Below are 17400 nucleotides of genomic sequence, written 5' to 3'. Positions count from 1 at the left end.
TTAAAATCACTTAAAAATGACAAAGAAGAAGAACACGGAATCAATCGTAAAGGACATCAAGAGAAAGACAAGGCGGAAGTTTTCCGCTGAGGAGAAGATACGTATCGTACTGGAAGGCGGGTAGGGTTCTTATCAAGGAATATTTAGAAGATTATCCAAATCTTGTACTGATTGCTGAGGTCAATAACGGTGTAGATGCGATTACAGAAATCAATAGATTTAAACCTGATTTAGTTTTTTGGACATTCAAATGCCTGGCAAAACAGGTTTTGAAGTACTCAATCATTTAGAAGAAATTCCGAAAATTATCTTTTCCACCGCGTATGACGAATATGCTTTAAAAGCTTTTGAGGTGCATGCCGTTGATTATCTTTTAAAACCCTATACCAAGGAGCGATTTAGACTTGCTGTTGAGCGGTTGAATACCAGAAATGATACAATTGAGGCCTTGGCCAAAAGTATTTTTATGGAAGAGTCTTCTTATCCCAATAGGGTGCTCGTGCAATACAACAAAAAACTCATCACCATTACCTGTGAGGACATCCTATGGATAGAAGCCTATGGTGATTACTCCAAAGTTCACACGAATGACCAAGTGTATCTCAGCAATTTTGGCATATCAGATTTGGAAAAGAAATTGAATCCTCAACTATTCCTTCGTGTACATCGTTCATCCATTATTAATTTGGACAAAGTGAAGGAATTGGATAAATATGGAAAAAGTTATGATGTAACTTTGGTCAATGGAGATGTGGTACGGGTAAGCAGAGGCTATATGGATGCCATTAAACGTATTATTATCTAACTTACTTGTTCTAGAAAACTTGAAGTAGTACAAATCCCTTTACAAAATCGTAATTTTGCCAAAAAAGGATTTTGATGCAACTAGACGCAATACCCCAAATAAAGCATACGGATAGCAATAACTTTTTTCTATTGGCCGGGCCCTGCGCAATTGAAGGCGAGGAAATGGCATTGAAAATAGCAGAAAAGGTTGTTGCAATTACGGATAAACTTCAGATTCCTTATGTTTTCAAGGGGAGCTTTAAAAAAGCCAACCGTAGCAGAATTGATTCCTTCACTGGAATTGGGGATGAAAAAGCACTTAAAATCCTTAAAAAGGTATCGGAAACCTTTGAAGTTCCAACCATTACAGATATCCATGAAATTTCTGATGCCACAATGGCCGCTGAATATGTCAATGTCCTTCAAATACCAGCGTTCTTGGTTCGGCAAACAGATTTGGTAGTTGCCGCTGCAAAAACTGGAAAAGTGGTCAATCTTAAAAAAGGGCAGTTCATGAGCCCTGAAAGCATGCAACATGCAGTAAAAAAAGTAACTGACTCTGGAAATAACAACGTTTGGGTTACGGACAGGGGAACTATGTTTGGCTATCAAGATATGGTGGTTGATTTCAGGGGAATCCCAACTATGAAACAATATGCTCCAGTGGTTTTGGATGTCACACATTCATTGCAACAACCCAATCAATCTTCAGGCGTAACGGGTGGCCGACCTGCCTTAATAGGCACTATGTCTAGAGCTGGTATAGCCGCTGGCGTTGACGGTTTGTTCATGGAAACCCATTTTGATCCATCCAATGCCAAAAGTGATGGAGCCAACATGCTAGATCTAAGCCTTTTGGAAAAATTGCTTACCGATTTGGTGGCTATCAGAAAAACGATTAACAGTCTATAAAGTTCCCTGTTTCCTATTTAACAATTCACAAGGATCTCATTATCATTTAGTTAACAATATTATTTGTAATTAATCTAAATAAAATTTGTATCGGATAAATGTCTGATATACATTTACGACATCTATTTAGAATAATTTTAAATAACCGATTGATAATGAAGAAATTCTATTTTTTGTATCTCCTTTTTTTTGGATTAAGTTCGATTACCTATGCACAGCAGGGATCCATTGCAGGAAAAGTGACCACATCTGATAACAAACCTTTATCTGATGTAAACATTCAAATTTCTGGCACATCTAACGGAACAGTAACTGACAAAAAAGGTAATTATCTATTTTCCCAAGTGCCTCAAGGTACCTATACCTTGATTTTTTCATCCGTTGGGTTCTCTTCCAAAGAGATTACGGTTTCTGTTAGTGCTGGGAGAACCACCAAACAAAATATAAGTCTTAATGAAGTTCAACAACAGTTGAACGAGGTAGTATTGGAAGGACAACATACTAAATATGTATCTCGTGACCCTTCCACTTCACTCAGACTTAAAACCGAATTAGTAAAACTTCCACAGAACATTCAGGTTGTGAGTACAGAATTGCTCAATGACCAACAAGCAACTAGTATCATGGAAGGTGTAATTAGAAACGTAAGTGGGGTTACGATGTTAGAACACTGGGGACATTTTGCCCGGGTGAACATGAGAGGGTTCCGTTTACCTGCATTTAGAAATGGTGTTAATTTTCAGGATACATGGGGTCCTCTTTCAGAAGATATGGCCTTTGTGGAGCGTATTGAATTTGTAAAAGGACCTGCTGGATTCATGATGTCCGCTGGTGAGCCTGGTGGATTTTATAATGTCGTCACCAAAAAACCTACTGAAAACTTTATTGCCAATGCATCCATAACTGGAGGTAGCTTTGATTTCTATCGTGGTACGGTAGATGCTAGTGGAAAATTGACTGAAAATGGAAAATTATTGGGTCGCATCAACGCTATGTACCAAAGCGGAGATACACACAGAGGCAATGAGGTCTCCACCCGTTATGGTGTAGCACCATCATTTACCTACAATATTTCAGAAAACACCTCATTAACTGCTGAAATGAATCTTCAGGAAGCTGAAGTATTTATTGGCTCAGCTTATGTTTTTGGTCCTGTTTCCGAAGGCTACGGCAGTTTGGACAGAGATTTCAAATATACTGATGACAACTATCGCCCAACTGACATTGAAGAATTGACACTCTTTGCTAATTTTTCTCATCAATTTTCAGATAACTGGGGCATTGAAGGGCAATTTTCCCACATGAGATATGATCAAGAAGGAAATTCTACTTGGCTATGGTCATTTGATGGAGATACTGGTGATGCCGTACGTTACGCAAGTGCTTGGGATGCACTCTCATTGGGCACCTACGCTCAAGCTTACCTCAATGGTAGTTTTAATACTGGCGCCATAACCCACAAAATTATGGGAGGCTTTGACTTTACTGATAAAGAATATTGGGCCGATTTCAACCAATTTGGTCTTATTGATGACCCTGCACAACCTTTCAATATTTACAATCCGGTTTATGGTAATACAGTATTTCCAGAATTTGACCGTTCCGTAGATGTTAGAAACCGTGAAAATGCCTACAACTATGGTTTTATCAACCGTTCTTACTACGCGCAGGATGAAATAAACTTTTTGGACGGAAAAGCTAGACTTACCTTGGCAGGAAGATATACCCATCTGAGCACTAATGGGAAGGGGGAAAATGATACCAAAGTGACACCAAGAGCGGGGCTTAGTGTTGACATTATACCATCATTGACCGCTTACGCACTTTATGATCAATCTTTCCTTGCTTCCGCAGGAATTGATAGGAATGGAAACACATTTGACCCGGTAGAAGGAAATGATATTGAAGGAGGAATTAAAAAGTCATTCTTTGATGGTAGATTAAGGACCTCTTTGGGTGCCTACTTGATTACCAAACAGAATGTTTTGGTTGCTGACCCAGAAGATCCCAATTTCTCTATTCAATTAGGAGAAGTACAGTCCAAAGGAATCGAATTTGATATGCAAGGACAGATAACTCCAGAACTTAGCGTGGTACTCAACTATGCCAATACCAATGTTGAAATCACAGAGGATACCAATCCTGATAATATTGGCACCAGAGTGGCAGGTCATGCCAAGCATATGACCAACTCATGGTTCAATTACAATTTTAATAACGCATCAACTCTTAAAGGTTTTGGATTGTCTCTTGGATACCAATACCAAATAGAACGTTCCACTTGGGCATGGGGTGCTGATAATGAATCTGAACTGCCCAACTACTTTAGATTGGATGGTGCCCTTTCATGGCAAAACGACCATTTTAGAGTGCAATTGAACGTGAACAACATTCTGGATGAATATTTATACTCGGGTTCCTCCTACGCCAACTACCTATACTGGCAATCTGAACCGGGCATCAATGGAAGACTTAAGGTTACATATTCCTTCTAATATGTTGTTAGTTTCAGTTTTGAGTTAGTTTTTTTAATTATTCCCTTGGGGATTTTTCTCCAAGGGTTTTCCAATAACATAATCAACCATGAAAAATCAATTTTTAACTATCCTGATGTTCTTTTTTGCCTGTATTTCGGCCCAGGCACACTATTTATGGATTGAAACCCAAGGAACTGGAGTTTTAGGAGAAAAACATGAAATGCGAGTACATTTTGGAGAGTATACTTATGGAGTCATTGAGAAAGTAAAAGGTGAAGCCTTTCCTGCAGTCTCCAAATTTCAATTATGGGTAATCGCTCCAGATGGCTCCAAAACCAAACTTACCCCTGAAGCCAAAGATGATTACTATTCCACTTATTTTGTTCCTAGGGAAAATGGTATTTATACGGTTGTCCTCAACAATGATGAAATTGATGTCATAGACTATACTCAATACGACTTTGGTATTTTCAAAACCCACTACCATGCCACCGCCAAGGTGAAAATCGGAAAAAATGAAGCGGATACCCAAGCACAAAACCCCAATGGTATTGCCATTAAACAAATACCCGATGAAGAAAATATCAAACTACAGATTTTATATAAAGGAACTCCCATTGCCAATCAAGAGGTTAAGATTTATGTGAGTGACCTATGGTCAAAAACGTTGCATACAAATGAAGAAGGCCAGGTATCATTCGCTTTGCCATGGGAAACAAAATATATTGTGGAAACCACTAAAAAGGAGGAAGTCCCTGGAACTTATAATAAAAAAGATTATCAATTTGTCTGGCATTGTGCCACTTATTGTATCAAATAAAACACCATGATAACTGGTATTGCTTTTCTAATCTTTATTTCTTTTTATCTCCTATATGCCACTTCACAAAAAATGGCATTCGTAGGGGTATTAGGTTTTGAAAAATGGGTGAACAACCATATTAAACCATCAAAATATATAGGTTTGGCCCTAATGGTCCTTGCCTTGATACTTAGTTGTTGGTTGTGGGGTCTTGGAGCCGGCACACTCACTTTTTTTATACTGCTCATGACCTTTTCCAGTTTAATAGTCTTATTGGCCCCTTTACGGGTATTGGGCTATAAAACCCTATCATTGGCCTTCTTTTTTGTACTTATTTGTGAAACCCTATTGTTTTAATCCCATGCCAGCTAACAAAAAATATTTGACCACATCTAAATGGCAACGAACCGCTAAAATAACTGCAGCTATCTTGGGCGGTTATTTGGTGGCGGTTATGTTTCACTTGGCCTTGGCCAGTTGGTACAACCATGTCAACATTATCATTACCAGCACTTTTTCTGCTTTTATTTTATGGGCAATTATGATGGTACTTGCTTTTCTGGGCAAAAACGGTTGGAAAACTTGGGGCATCTATCTTTTGATATCATTGGGGTTAGGTATTATCTACTATTTCGGCAACCAAATCAATCCAATACTATAACCATGGGAAATCGTAGCTATAATATTCTTTTCCATACTCATACGGTAAGTGGCATCGTAATAAGTGTTGCACTATATGTCATCTTTTTTGCAGGCTCTTTTTCTTTTTTTAGGGATGAAATTGCCAACTGGCAAAAAGGCCATCATGTTTCACAATCCGATGCTATCAAGGGAAGTGTAGACCAATACTTGACAGATATTTCAAAAAACTACAATCTACATGGCAGGGATGTTGAAATTCGGCATTACTTCAATGAGCGTAATGTAAATGTCAATTTGGGTGCTTCCAAGGATTCTTTGGCTTCTGAAAAGGACCAAGCACGTGTTTTCTTTTACATGGATACGGAAGACAAAACTGAAAAAGACTATGCAAGCTCATATCACTTGGGCGAGTTTTTGTACCGACTCCATTTTTTAGACCAAATCCCCTACCCTTATGGTCGGTATCTAGCTGGGTTTGTTGCTTTTTTCTTTCTTTTTGCGATCATAACCGGAATTTTAGTCCATTGGAATAAAATTGTATCCAACTTTTTTGTGTTTCGACCATGGGCTAAAATCAAGGCGCTATGGACCGATGCGCATACGGCTTTAGGAGTCATAGGATTTCCTTTTCAATTTGTTTATGCGGTAACGGGGGCATTCTTCCTCCTCAAAGGTATTTTAGTTCTTCCAGTGGTGATGGGATTGTATGGTGGTGATGCAAATAAACTATATGATGATTTGGAATACACCCACCCCGAATACGCATATCAGCACGAAAAATTGGAGCAGCCCATTTCCATAGACCCCTTCATCATCCAAATGAAAGAAGAATGGCCAGATTTTAATGTGACCGAAACACATATATTCAATTACGGGGATCAGAATATGCACGTATCCATTAGTGGTTACTTGGGGTATTCCTCCAAACTGAACGGGCTGGGACATCGTATTTACAAAGTCTCGGATGCTTCGATTGTAGAAGAGAAAGTGCCCCTTACCAACAACTCGTATTTGGATGCTGCCAAAAATCTAATGTTTCGACTTCACTATGGTGATTATGCAGGATATGGACTAAGGGTTGCCTCATTTATACTTGGTTTGATTTCCTGTTTTGTCATTTTATCCGGTATCATGATTTGGTTGGTGGCCCGTGATAAAAAAAATATCCCTGAAAAACGGCGACGCTTTAACCAACAAGTGGCCAATATTTATATGGCCATTTGCTTAACAATGTATCCCGTAACAGCTCTAGAATTTATTTTGGTAAAATTAGTACCTCAACCAGATATGGTCTTTTTCTTTCGCACCTATTTTCCGATTTGGTTGGTTGGTTCTATTTTCTTTATAGTGAAAAATAACATTGCCTTCACCAATAAATGGACCCTAATTTCTGGAAGCATTTTAGCCTTGTTGGTTCCGATTGCCAATGGATTGACCACTGGAAACTGGTTATGGAAAAGTTATTTGGACGGACACCACCATATGCTCTTGATAGATCTACTATGGCTTGTCCTTGGGCTTGTGACTCTTTGGGTTTCGCTTTTTAAATTGGGAGAGAAGAAAAAAGACCTCAACCCATCCAAAGGTTAAGATTATTTCCAAAAACCTTTGTGATTAACGGATTGAGCATCTTGCAAAACCTCCATTAGAACTTTGGCATCAATATCAACTAATTGATGGTAACGTAGCGATTTCATGACCTTTCTACCTTCGGTGACCATTTTGTCCAAATGAACTGTAAGGTGGGCAGAACTCCAAAATCCCACATCCACGTACTTTTTTTGGGAGGAAACATTCAAATAACAAAATGGTTTTCCGTCTAAATAATAATAGGGAATCCTGTACTTGAACTTTAGTTCCAAATCTGGAATAGAGGTTTCAATAAAAACCTGTAGTTGCAATGAGATGCTTTTAAAAGGTTCGGGCTGGTTTAGAATATAGTCCTCTGCTGGGTTCATAGGTCAAATAAAAACTTTTCTGTTGATTTTTTTTTTGATATCAAAAAGTATTAACTTTGAAATTCAAAGTACTTTAAAAATGGATTCAGAAAAATACTTGGAAGATATCTCACAAATCAAAGATATGATGAAACGGTCTTCCCGTTTTATTTCGCTCAGTGGGCTATCCGGGATAATGGCAGGTATCTATGCAATAACAGGGGCTACCATTGGTTATTTGTTTTTTCTCCCTAAAGAAGATTATGTTGTTTTACATAGCTGGAACTTTAGAATGACCATAGTTATATTGATAGGTGTGGCAATTTTAAGCGTGGTGACAGCCTTTCTCCTGACCAATAACAAGGCTAAGAAGAATAATGAAAAAATTTGGGATGAAACTACAAAACGACTTTTGTTCCATTTTCTAGTTCCACTTATTACGGGTGGAATATATATACTCATCAAATTAAACAGTCGACATTATGGCCTTACCGCTTCTTTAATGCTTATCTTTTATGGGCTTGCCCTATTGAATGCTTCAAAATATACCTTGGGCAATGTCAAATACCTTGGAATGGGCGAAATCATTTTAGGATTAATCTGCGCAGCTTTTCCCGGGTATGGATTTTGGTTTTGGATTATAGGTTTTGGGGTATTCCACATAATTTATGGAAGCCTTTTATATGCCAAAGAAAAATAGAATTTAGTGGGCATCATTGACAATATAAACAAACTTTTTGACCATAGAATACGTCTAGGTATCATGTCTATCCTTATGGTCAATGAAAATGTTGATTTTAATAGGTTAAAAGAACTACTGGAAGTAACCGACGGCAATCTTGCCAGTCATACCAAAACCTTGGAAAATGCCAATTACATTAAAATTGAAAAATCTTTTATTGGCAAAAAACCCAATACTAAGTATTCGGCAACCAAACTCGGCAAAGTATCATTTAAAAAACATATTGAGGCTTTAGAACAAATCATTAGAAATCAAACATAATTTTTTTATTCATACACTTTGAATTTCAAAGTACTTTTAATTAAACATCATGCAACAAAAAAGACAAAAATTCGGAAACTGGTTCAGAACATCAATTTCAGCCAGAATGCTGCTAGTAGGATTTATTCTATTAATTCTTTTAATACCCCTATCCTTTGTAAAGGATTTAATTAAGGAACGCGGATACAGGCAAACTGAGGTCATTGAAGAAATAAACACCAAATGGGGAAGTCAAGTAGTGCTCAACGGACCTATTTTAAAAGTTCCTTATAATATTTATATTGAGGAAAAGGTATACGACGAAAAAACCAAGACCTTCATAACCTCCCAGAAGCCTCAAAGACATATAGCCTACTTTTTTCCATGGGAACTTAACATCGTATCTGAAGTAAAAACACAGCCTTTGGAACGGGGGATCTATGAATCCGTGGTCTATTCTTCGGAAAATCAAATTAAGGGAAAATTTGCACAGATTGACTTTTCTTCTAAGGAAATCAAAGCTGAAGACATCCTGTGGGACAAGGCCACCCTTCTATTCAAAACCAGTAACTTGAAGGGTATCCGTAATACAGTCAAGGTGACCCTTGGAGATAAAACCTATGTCCTAAAACCCAAATTCGACAAATTATACATGAACACCTTGGAGTCAGGTCATCTAACTAATCTGAAAGAAATACAAGAAAAAACACTTTCCTTTGAATCCAATATTACCATAAATGGGAGCAGTACTTTACAATTTATTCCCATTGGCAAGGAAACAAGGGTATCCATGAAATCCAACTGGCACTCTCCTAGTTTTAATGGCAATTTTCTACCTGAAACAGAAGGCAAAAAAATTACAGAAAATGGGTTTGAGGCTCAATGGATAGTTTTAGAAACCAATCGAAGGTTTGGACAATATTTTTTTGATGACCTTCCAGACTTAACCAATTTTTCTTTTGGCACTGAATTTTTGGTTCCCATTGATGATTATCAGAAAACAGAACGCACCAGTAAATATGGGTTAATGATCATAGGGCTTACACTTCTAGTATTTTTGCTCATTCAGATAAGTAGTAAAATTGCTATCCACCCATTTCAATATTTGATGATCGGATTGGCCCTGGTAATGTTCTATACCTTGCTTATATCAATTTCTGAACATCAAAACTATTTGGTGGCTTACCTGATTTCAGGAATATCCGTGGTCACCCTGATTACCACTTACTCCCGTTCCATTTTAAAGCATCCAAAGTTTACATTGTTAATCTTAGGTTCTATGTTCAGTTTATATGCCTTCATTTTTGTAATCATTCAATTAGAAGACTACGCCTTATTGGTTGGCAGCATTGGACTGTTCATCATTCTGGGCGTTATCATGTTCACTTCAAGAAAAATTGATTGGTCTGATTCCCAACAACCAGTTTAGTATAATTATTGCACCGCTACTTTCACCAAAAAGGGCGGTGCTTTTTAACCTGTAAATCTTTCAGATGTTTAAAATTAAATTTTTAATCCGTTTTATTTTACAATCATACTATCCTTTGATTCTTTTGCTAGGTTTTCTGGCTTTATTGTTAGGTCTACGTATCATAATTACAGGAACTTTTTTCTATTCCTTTTTGGTATGGAACCTTTTTTTAGCAACCATTCCATACACCATAACTCAGCTTGTCTTGTTCCATGAAACAATTGGCATTAAACGGCCTTCCAAATACATCATATTTATTTTATGGTTATTGCTACTGCCAAATGCACCTTATCTCATTACGGATATCATCCATCTACACAATCTATATTCTAATTGGACCTGGTTTGACCTATTCATGGTATTCGCCTTTGCAAGTAATGGACTCTTACTTTTCACACTCTCCCTTACAGATTTCGTAGAGCTCTTAACTCCATACTTATCTAAAAAGCGCATCCAACCCATTGTTTTGTTCATATGCATTCTGAGCGGATATGGAATTTATCTGGGACGATTTTTGCGTTTCAATTCATGGGACATTTTATTCAATCCCAAACATCTTTTATCGGGAATCCTTGGAAGTCTTGACCATCCTTATGCTTATTTGATGACCTTGGCCTTTGGATTGTTTTTATGGATTATCTTTATGATTTTCAAATGGATAAGGCAATGATATCATCTTAGATGTATTTTCCTTTTTATTCCCGTTTGAATCACGCTACAGAAAAGAACGGAGATCCGTTGATTGCTTGATGAAATTCAGCTTGAAGTTTATCGATATACTCTTTTGGAGTTTTTTCTGATATGGAAACCCATTGATTATCCATATCCACATCAAAATGGAAGCAGGAAAAATCACCACAACACTCACTATCCAATTTGGAAAGGAGGAACTTGGTAATTTTAGGCCTAAGATGGTATTCTAGATCTATACAGGCCTTTTTAACGGCTGGATTGGTGTCTCCAGATATTAACCAATTGAATTTCACAAGTTTGGCGCTAATAGGAAAGTCCAAGATAACAAAAAAATAACATACCGAAGAGGTCTGAACTTAACATTTCGACTAAGAGCTGTTATTCAAGCCCATCCACAAAATCCCGAAGGTAGGCGTAGCGTTCGGTCAACTTCCCATTTAGGGTCATTCTGGCACGTTCCAGGATACCATCCTTGTCATTATTGAAAAAAGCTGGAATCACATATTTGGCAAAGGCCTCCCCAAAACCATCACTTGCATCCCTTGGCAGTTCTGCTGGAAGGTTATCCACTGCCATTACGGCTACGGCATCTTTATCCTTAAAATCAATCTCTTTTTCTGATGCGGCATGGTACCCATAAATGGGATCGGCAATGGTAGACGGGCGAATGGTGGTAGCAACAGGTCCATCTATATCGCAACTTATATCAGCCACAACCTTTATTTTAAAATCTGGATGTTTGGCATCTTCCCGGGTATACAGATAGGGCGCACCATCTCCATAAAAATGACCTGCTATGTAGAAATCTGTTACTTTGGCAAACCGAAAGAAATTGGATTTATATTCTTCTGGGTGGGCAAAAAAATTGGCCTTATTTCCACGAACCCCATCTTTTCTTTTATTGTATTCTGAAGCATCAATCTGGCAATAAACAGGTTCATCAAATGAGTTTTGAAGAAATTCTGAAACTGTCACCCTCTTAATGTCCATTGCGTCCAACATTTCTCGGGCTCCATTGCCCACACGGCCCCTACCGGTAAGCAAAATCTTAATATTTGGCAATTGAACTTTCCTTAATTCCCCAATCAAGGCTTGTTGGTCCTTTAGGGTCTCTGCCTTGGGCAGATCAAACAGACCATACTTTAAACCATAGGTTCTTACTCCATTGTAAGCTCCAACAATTCCCGCATAGCGGCCAAAGGCCACCAATCGTTGCCCCTTTGGGTTGGTAATGACCTCATGATCGTACAACTCTATTTTTTTGTCCAAAATTGCCCTTAATAAATCCCGATTATAAGGTTGTTTTTTTATGGTGTGTGAAAAGAAAAAATATTTTTTGCTGGGAACCAAAGCCTCAATCGGCACCTCCTTTACGCCAAGTAGCACATCGCAAGAGTTTATATCCTCTACCACAGAAAACCCCTCTGCTTTATATTCTTCATCTTTAAAGACCCTTATTGGAGAAGTCTCCACTATAATCTGTGCTTCTGGGAACTTGGCAAGGACATTTTGGCACATGGCCGGCGACAACACCACTCTACGGTCTGGGGGGTTCTTACGCTCTCGTATGATTCCGAATTTCATCAATTTTATAACTTTTTATTTATCTTTTGTGACAAACATAACATTTAAGCTTTGGTATGCAAAACTTTTTTCGGAACAGTTTTTGGAATACCTTTGCAAGCTGCGTTAGGGATAGAGGCAAGTACCGTGTACAGCCGATAGCCCGACCCCTTGAAGTTGTAAACGAAAAGGGGCAACGCCCGCAAAAATACTATTGTTCTTTGATAAAAAAATGAGAAATGGGTTATGAGGTCCCGAAACACATTCGGGACGTAATTCGATTACGCAAATCAACGATTTGCTATCTCATTATGGGGCCGACTGGTTTTGACAGCAAGACCAATTGAATTGTAAGCATGTCGAGCTATGAAATTAATGCTCGTAAATCTCTATTTCAACCTTTTTAAATGGCGAAAATAACTACGCTTTAGCTGCCTAATTGACTGAATTATAGTAAGTCCTGGCCTAGTCCCGCAAGGCGGGAAAGCTGAATGTCCCTTGGTAGCCCTTGTTGATGGCGACCTTTTTAGGGGCACCATAAAAGTCAACATAGCACTTTTACAGCTTCGGTAAGGGTGTAAAACTAAAGAAGCTAAGGGTATGGTAGGCGGTTTTTGGTCAGCCATACCACAAAAACCGAACAAAAACTAAGCATGTAGAAAGCAATAAGATTGCTTGTTTGGACGAGGGTTCGAATCCCTCCGGCTCCACTACAAAAAGCTACTCTTAGGGTAGCTTTTTGTTTTAAAAATCTAGTAATTCGGATAGTCTTACTTCCAGAGCTTTGGCAACCTCAAGTAACGTATACAATGTTGGGTTTACCTTACCATTTTCTAGTTTCTCCATAGCTTGGCGGTCTTTCCCGCAAGCTCTGGCCAAATCTGATTGACTCCACCCCTTGCGAGCGCGTAATTCAACAATACGCTCGCCTACTTTTTGTTTAAGTTCCTCTTTAGTCACAAAACAAATGTCAACTTATCGTGTGACATTTTTGTCATACAAAAGTTTGACAAATTGTTTTTTTTAGATACATTTGTCGTATAAAAAATTGACAATGCGTGATAAAAAACAAGATTTCCACAAAGTACTGGTAGAAAACCTAGACCTCCCTCTACAAGCTTATTTTGGTTCGTTAACTGCCCAGAAAAGGGATTTTAGTGCTACCCACCTAAAGTTTAAAGGCTATCGAGACCTACTTTTTAAGTTGGAGTCGCTCATCAACGTTTGTATTTTGGCCTTGGACAATCCTAACTTGGGCAACCACGGAGACATTGTTGAGCCCGATGTGAATATCCTTTCTGTTCTGGAAATGGCCGCACAACTAATTCCACACGAAGAGGCGGAGTTTTTGGATAAAGTAAAAGAACAAATTTTGGATAAAGCCGGTTTATCTTAATATCACCTTGGCAGGTTATTCTTGCCATATTTCCTAACCTGTGTTTAAACTCCATCACTATTAAGTTCTACACCAATAAATTGTAAAAAAGATTTATTCTGATATTTGGAGAATCCGTCAACATAGTACCAGTATGTGGTAACAATCTATTTTAATCGGGTAGAGAATGTTGATATATTGAAGCAACAATTTAGAAAAGCCTCCTATACCATTATGAAAAATTTTCTATTTGCCTTTTTCTTGTTTTTGAGCTTAACTTGTATCGCCCAAAATACATCCCCAAAAAACATCGATAATTATGAACCCTTACAATATGACACTTCAGAACCCCTTGTATCTGCCGATATAGTTTTGAGAAGTACCAATACATATCTTAAATCTGGATTGGGATTTGGCAGCAATACTTTTGATGGTTCTTCTGGCAACAATGACCTTTCCAAACAGAATTTTGTGGAACAAACCTTTCATGGAAGTAAAAATCCCCCAAAACTATTAACTAGTTTTGATGGTCTTGGGTTTGGTTTTAAAGGACCCCATGGGGAAGCCAACCTACGAAATCCCTCGGACAACTCGCTGGCTGTTGGCCCCAACCATATTATGCAAACCGTAAATGGTAGGATGGCCATTTTTGCCAAAAAAGGTAAAAAATATGATACTTCAGGAAAAGTACTTTACGGTCCCGTGAACACCAATACAGTTTTTAAAGGTTTTGGTGGCCCCTGCGAAAGAATCAATAATGGGGATGCGGTGGTTCGTTACGATCAGTTGGCCGATAGATGGCTTATTGTTATGCCCACATTTAGGCGTATGCCTTCAAGAACTGATCGTATTGCGGCACGACTAGATCAGCCCGGAAAGGCTGCTCAGCTTTATGTTCCATCCAAAAATTACGAAGAAGAAAGACAAAAGCCATCCAAACTTGATGGTTCATTTTGTATGTGCTATGCCATAAGCACTAGTTCCGACCCGTTTGGCACCTACTATCGTTACGAATTTAAACGAGATTTATTTCCAGATTATCCACGCCCAGCAGTATGGCCCAATGGGTATTACACCACAACCAGCACTGGAGACCACGTAAATGAGCGACATGCCTATGTAGTAGATCGAGAAAAAATGCTCAAAGGAGAAAAGGCCACCGAACAATCTTTTATACTTCAGGATATAAATTTTGTTATCAATGCCGATCTCGATGGAACGCAAACCCCTCCACTTGGTTCACCCAACATTATGATGGGCACCGGCGGCACCCAATTGGAAGGGATTTTGGAAGATGACGGTATTTATGTTTGGAAGTATCATGTGGACTGGGAAGACCCTACAAAAACGAAGCTTGAGGGTCCAGAGAAGATTACTGTGGAACCCTACAGTTATCTTTGTGGCGGGCAGTTGACAAGTTGCGTTCCCCAACCGGGAACAGAGGTACGATTGGATTCCCAAGGAGACAAAATCATGTCACGTTTAGTGTATCGGAAAATTGGCGATAGGGAGTCCATCGTTGCTGTACATTCGGTAAATACTGAACTTAGTGGAGGAGTGCGCTGGTATGAATTTTGGTTGGATGATAAACGAAATGTAAAACTCTATCAACAAGGTACTTTTGCTCCAGATGTGGCATATAGATGGATGGCGAGCCCGGCCATGGACGCCAAAGGAAACATTGGTATTGGTTATTCCTATGGAAGTGCATCAGAATTTCCCGGGCAACGTTTTGCAGGACGACTTTCTGGGGATAAACCCGGAGTTTTAACCATGAAAGAGGTTATCCTTGTAAACGGAGAAGCATCCCAAACCAACACACTCCGATGGGAAGACTATACGCAGACAGCCATAGATCCAAGCGATGATATGACCATTTGGTATGTTGGCGACTATTTTAAAGAAAATGGAGATAATTATTCCACAAAAATAGGTGCCTTTCAATTGGAAAAGTAAGGAGTAAAGACAACTTGGAATTTGGAGGTAAAATATTTCCATATCAACTTGCGCATGGATCCTGTTTCGATTTTATAACGTACCGGTAGCTAAGCGTAAAGTAAAATCGAATTAGGGCGCACTTTCTCTGTATTTACTGTAATCTTTCCATTTCAATTTTTTCTCACTACACTCTTCAAATAGAAATAAACACTATCAAATTAAATCCGTTCAAAAAGACCTTTCAAATGGAAACAAATTGCAACAAATAATATTTTTTACAGTAAACTTTTTCAGTGTTTACTGGGCTTCTCAAGGTTTTTACAGTAAAAACTTTTTCTCAAAACTTTTTTAATTTTCATAATCAGTTGAAAACCAATTAACTAAAAAACGTAGCCTCGCTTTAGCGTGTTACCCTCTTGCTTTACCTTCTTCGTCCTGCTCGCAGGACAAAAAATGTAAACCCTGAGTGCTTTTGGAGTTCACTAAATTCTACTAAATCGACTCATCTAGAATGAATTCTTAAATTTTATGAAAAACGAACCTTTGGTCATTCTACATAGAGCTATTTAATATCAAATAGAATCATATTAGTTTGTCATAGAGATTATCAGCACAGTAGTAAAACTTAACCCAAATTCAACGAAACTTGGGTTGTGTCAGGTATGATAGGGGTAATATGGTTTGATAAAATAAATGAAAATGCGCAATCGCTTGGATAAAATGCATAGATTTTGCATATATTCTATATTCGAATATAGAATATTTTTTCATACACAATTGATTTATAGATAAATAATTTATAATATTACATATTCGAATATAGAATATATAATAGTGAGAAGTTCTAAGCAAGTTATGAGTCCCCATGACATCGTAGTATTACTCAAGATATCTACGTATGAAGACGAATCATGGCATCAAACATCCATGGCCGACAACCTTCATATCAGTCAATCTGAAATCAGTAAGTCGCTGGCGCGTTCCAAGTATGCTGGTTTATTGGATATGTCCGGCAAAAAAGTATTCCGTCTTGCACTTATGGAGTTTTTGCAATATGGCATACGCTATGTATTTCCGCAGCAGCCAGGCCCTATCGTAAGAGGAGTTCCAACAGCACATTCTGCACCACCGCTAAAAGACTTGATTCGAAGTAATGAAAATTATGTTTGGCCGTCTGGCAGGGGAACTGCACGTGGGCAGAGCATCATACCCTTATATTCCTCTGTAACCAAGGCCGTGCAAAATGATTTGATGCTTTATGAACTATTGGCATTGGTGGATGCAATAAGGGTGGGAAGGGCGCGCGAAAAAGAAATTGCAATAAAAGAGCTAAAAGCCAGAATTTTAGATGGAAAATAAAGTCATAAATATTGCGATTGTTGCAGAAGTAGCAGAGGCACTAAAAGAACTCAACGAACAGATGGTATTTGTAGGTGGTGCGGTTGTAAGTCTATATACAGATGATCCATCATCGGATGAAATACGACCTACTGCCGATGTCGACCTTACTATAAACCTGCTGAATTATGCTGATTGGGTAAAAATGCAGGAACGCTTAGCGGAATTAGGGTTTAGCCCAAATCCAGAAGGAAAGTCGATTTGCAGCTATCTATATAATAATATCGCCATTGACATTATGCCTGCGGAAGATAGTTCCATTGGCCCTTCAAATACCTGGTATAAAATTGGTTTTGAAAACTTACAACATATCGAGGTTAAAGGACAACAAATTACTGTTTTTTCTGCACCTTGTTACTTGGCCACAAAATTTGAGGCCTACAACGATCGTGGTACGGATTATAGAACCAGCCATGATTTTGAG

The 17400-nt window shown here is 38.4% G+C and carries 19 protein-coding genes and 1 other RNA gene; 16 read left to right on the top strand and 4 right to left on the bottom strand.

Annotation, left to right across the window (positions count from 1 at the left end):
- Window positions 1-238: 238 nt before the first annotated feature.
- The 7 genes from HJC33_RS16650 to HJC33_RS16620 all read left to right on the top strand — a co-directional run bounded on the left by HJC33_RS16650 (window position 239) and on the right by HJC33_RS16620 (window position 7209).
- Window positions 239-805 carry a LytR/AlgR family response regulator transcription factor gene (locus HJC33_RS16650; protein WP_216366727.1) on the top strand — a complete coding sequence of 189 codons (567 nt, stop codon included), beginning with the start codon at window positions 239-241 and terminating at the stop codon, window positions 803-805.
- A 74-nt stretch (window positions 806-879) separates the two neighbouring features.
- The gene (gene kdsA, locus HJC33_RS16645; RefSeq protein WP_171659978.1) at window positions 880-1698 is read left to right on the top strand and encodes a 3-deoxy-8-phosphooctulonate synthase; all 819 of its coding nucleotides are present in this window, start codon (window positions 880-882) and stop codon (window positions 1696-1698) included.
- A gap of 155 nt (window positions 1699-1853) precedes the next feature.
- Complete coding sequence (locus tag HJC33_RS16640; RefSeq protein ID WP_171659977.1) at window positions 1854-4193, top strand: TonB-dependent receptor; 2340 nt, start codon at window positions 1854-1856, stop codon at window positions 4191-4193.
- Between the two features lie 88 nt (window positions 4194-4281).
- Window positions 4282-4995, top strand: a complete 714-nt coding sequence (locus HJC33_RS16635) for a DUF4198 domain-containing protein (protein ID WP_171659976.1) — start codon at window positions 4282-4284, stop codon at window positions 4993-4995.
- Window positions 4996-5001: 6 nt separating this feature from the next.
- The gene (locus tag HJC33_RS16630; RefSeq protein ID WP_171659975.1) at window positions 5002-5334 is read left to right on the top strand and encodes a hypothetical protein; all 333 of its coding nucleotides are present in this window, start codon (window positions 5002-5004) and stop codon (window positions 5332-5334) included.
- 4 nt (window positions 5335-5338) lie between these two features.
- Entirely contained in the window at window positions 5339-5638 is a 300-nt protein-coding gene (locus HJC33_RS16625) for a hypothetical protein (protein WP_171659974.1), read from the top strand.
- Between the two features lie 2 nt (window positions 5639-5640).
- Window positions 5641-7209 carry a PepSY-associated TM helix domain-containing protein gene (locus HJC33_RS16620; protein WP_171659973.1) on the top strand — a complete coding sequence of 523 codons (1569 nt, stop codon included), beginning with the start codon at window positions 5641-5643 and terminating at the stop codon, window positions 7207-7209.
- Between the two features lie 2 nt (window positions 7210-7211).
- Here HJC33_RS16620 and HJC33_RS16615 read toward each other — a convergent pair whose 3' ends face one another.
- The gene (locus HJC33_RS16615; protein WP_171659972.1) at window positions 7212-7577 is read right to left on the bottom strand and encodes a DUF1801 domain-containing protein; all 366 of its coding nucleotides are present in this window, start codon (window positions 7575-7577) and stop codon (window positions 7212-7214) included.
- 79 nt (window positions 7578-7656) lie between these two features.
- Between HJC33_RS16615 and HJC33_RS16610 the strand changes: the two genes are divergently transcribed.
- From HJC33_RS16610 to HJC33_RS16595, 4 genes are all read left to right on the top strand, one after another.
- Window positions 7657-8256 carry a hypothetical protein gene (locus HJC33_RS16610; protein ID WP_171659971.1) on the top strand — a complete coding sequence of 200 codons (600 nt, stop codon included), beginning with the start codon at window positions 7657-7659 and terminating at the stop codon, window positions 8254-8256.
- Between the two features lie 6 nt (window positions 8257-8262).
- Complete coding sequence (locus HJC33_RS16605) at window positions 8263-8559, top strand: winged helix-turn-helix domain-containing protein (protein ID WP_171659970.1); 297 nt, start codon at window positions 8263-8265, stop codon at window positions 8557-8559.
- A 49-nt stretch (window positions 8560-8608) separates the two neighbouring features.
- Window positions 8609-9967, top strand: coding sequence for a cell envelope integrity protein CreD (gene creD, locus HJC33_RS16600; RefSeq protein ID WP_171659969.1), 1359 nt, complete (start codon window positions 8609-8611; stop codon window positions 9965-9967).
- A gap of 64 nt (window positions 9968-10031) precedes the next feature.
- Window positions 10032-10679 carry a DUF1361 domain-containing protein gene (locus HJC33_RS16595; RefSeq protein ID WP_171659968.1) on the top strand — a complete coding sequence of 216 codons (648 nt, stop codon included), beginning with the start codon at window positions 10032-10034 and terminating at the stop codon, window positions 10677-10679.
- Between the two features lie 40 nt (window positions 10680-10719).
- Here the strand turns inward: HJC33_RS16595 and HJC33_RS16590 are convergent, their stop codons facing one another.
- Together HJC33_RS16590 and HJC33_RS16585 are read right to left on the bottom strand one after the other, a co-directional pair.
- Complete coding sequence (locus tag HJC33_RS16590) at window positions 10720-10995, bottom strand: hypothetical protein (protein WP_171659967.1); 276 nt, start codon at window positions 10993-10995, stop codon at window positions 10720-10722.
- Between the two features lie 85 nt (window positions 10996-11080).
- Complete coding sequence (locus tag HJC33_RS16585; RefSeq protein WP_171659966.1) at window positions 11081-12286, bottom strand: NAD(P)-dependent oxidoreductase; 1206 nt, start codon at window positions 12284-12286, stop codon at window positions 11081-11083.
- Window positions 12287-12578: 292 nt separating this feature from the next.
- Here HJC33_RS16585 and ssrA point away from each other — a divergent pair.
- Window positions 12579-12978, top strand: a transfer-messenger RNA (tmRNA) gene (gene ssrA, locus HJC33_RS16580).
- Between the two features lie 31 nt (window positions 12979-13009).
- Here the strand turns inward: ssrA and HJC33_RS17405 are convergent.
- Complete coding sequence (locus HJC33_RS17405; RefSeq protein ID WP_171659965.1) at window positions 13010-13225, bottom strand: helix-turn-helix transcriptional regulator; 216 nt, start codon at window positions 13223-13225, stop codon at window positions 13010-13012.
- 94 nt (window positions 13226-13319) lie between these two features.
- Between HJC33_RS17405 and HJC33_RS16570 the strand changes: the two genes are divergently transcribed.
- The 4 genes from HJC33_RS16570 to HJC33_RS16555 form a co-directional block, all read left to right on the top strand.
- Window positions 13320-13661 (top strand): hypothetical protein, encoded by a 342-nt coding sequence (locus HJC33_RS16570; protein ID WP_171659964.1) that lies wholly within the window; start codon window positions 13320-13322, stop codon window positions 13659-13661.
- Between the two features lie 213 nt (window positions 13662-13874).
- Window positions 13875-15596, top strand: a complete 1722-nt coding sequence (locus HJC33_RS16565; RefSeq protein WP_171659963.1) for a hypothetical protein — start codon at window positions 13875-13877, stop codon at window positions 15594-15596.
- Between the two features lie 909 nt (window positions 15597-16505).
- Window positions 16506-16937 carry a hypothetical protein gene (locus HJC33_RS16560; RefSeq protein WP_246245590.1) on the top strand — a complete coding sequence of 144 codons (432 nt, stop codon included), beginning with the start codon at window positions 16506-16508 and terminating at the stop codon, window positions 16935-16937.
- A partial coding sequence (locus tag HJC33_RS16555; protein ID WP_171659961.1) for a hypothetical protein occupies window positions 16927-17400 on the top strand: 474 nt, incomplete at its 3' end. The genes HJC33_RS16560 and HJC33_RS16555, both read left to right, overlap by 11 nt.

It is taken from the genome of Flagellimonas amphidinii (assembly GCF_013090115.1).
Taxonomy (GTDB): domain Bacteria; phylum Bacteroidota; class Bacteroidia; order Flavobacteriales; family Flavobacteriaceae; genus Flagellimonas; species Flagellimonas amphidinii.
This window is presented reverse-complemented; position numbering and strand designations above follow the sequence as displayed.

Bases quoted from the DNA above. Each gene is read 5' to 3' on its own strand.
- HJC33_RS16640 (WP_171659977.1), top strand. From the start codon at position 1,854: ATGAAGAAATTCTATTTTTTGTATCTCCTTTTTTTTGGATTAAGTTCG.
- HJC33_RS16565 (WP_171659963.1), top strand. From the start codon at position 13,875: ATGAAAAATTTTCTATTTGCCTTTTTCTTGTTTTTGAGCTTAACTTGT.
- HJC33_RS16560 (WP_246245590.1), top strand. From the start codon at position 16,506: ATGGCCGACAACCTTCATATCAGTCAATCTGAAATCAGTAAGTCGCTG.
- HJC33_RS16635 (WP_171659976.1), top strand. From the start codon at position 4,282: ATGAAAAATCAATTTTTAACTATCCTGATGTTCTTTTTTGCCTGTATT.
- creD (WP_171659969.1), top strand. From the start codon at position 8,609: ATGCAACAAAAAAGACAAAAATTCGGAAACTGGTTCAGAACATCAATT.
- HJC33_RS16595 (WP_171659968.1), top strand. From the start codon at position 10,032: ATGTTTAAAATTAAATTTTTAATCCGTTTTATTTTACAATCATACTAT.
- HJC33_RS16570 (WP_171659964.1), top strand. From the start codon at position 13,320: ATGCGTGATAAAAAACAAGATTTCCACAAAGTACTGGTAGAAAACCTA.
- HJC33_RS16610 (WP_171659971.1), top strand. From the start codon at position 7,657: ATGGATTCAGAAAAATACTTGGAAGATATCTCACAAATCAAAGATATG.
- kdsA (WP_171659978.1), top strand. From the start codon at position 880: ATGCAACTAGACGCAATACCCCAAATAAAGCATACGGATAGCAATAAC.
- HJC33_RS16585 (WP_171659966.1), bottom strand. From the start codon at position 12,286: ATGAAATTCGGAATCATACGAGAGCGTAAGAACCCCCCAGACCGTAGA.
- HJC33_RS16630 (WP_171659975.1), top strand. From the start codon at position 5,002: ATGATAACTGGTATTGCTTTTCTAATCTTTATTTCTTTTTATCTCCTA.
- HJC33_RS16615 (WP_171659972.1), bottom strand. From the start codon at position 7,577: ATGAACCCAGCAGAGGACTATATTCTAAACCAGCCCGAACCTTTTAAA.
- HJC33_RS16620 (WP_171659973.1), top strand. From the start codon at position 5,641: ATGGGAAATCGTAGCTATAATATTCTTTTCCATACTCATACGGTAAGT.
- HJC33_RS16625 (WP_171659974.1), top strand. From the start codon at position 5,339: ATGCCAGCTAACAAAAAATATTTGACCACATCTAAATGGCAACGAACC.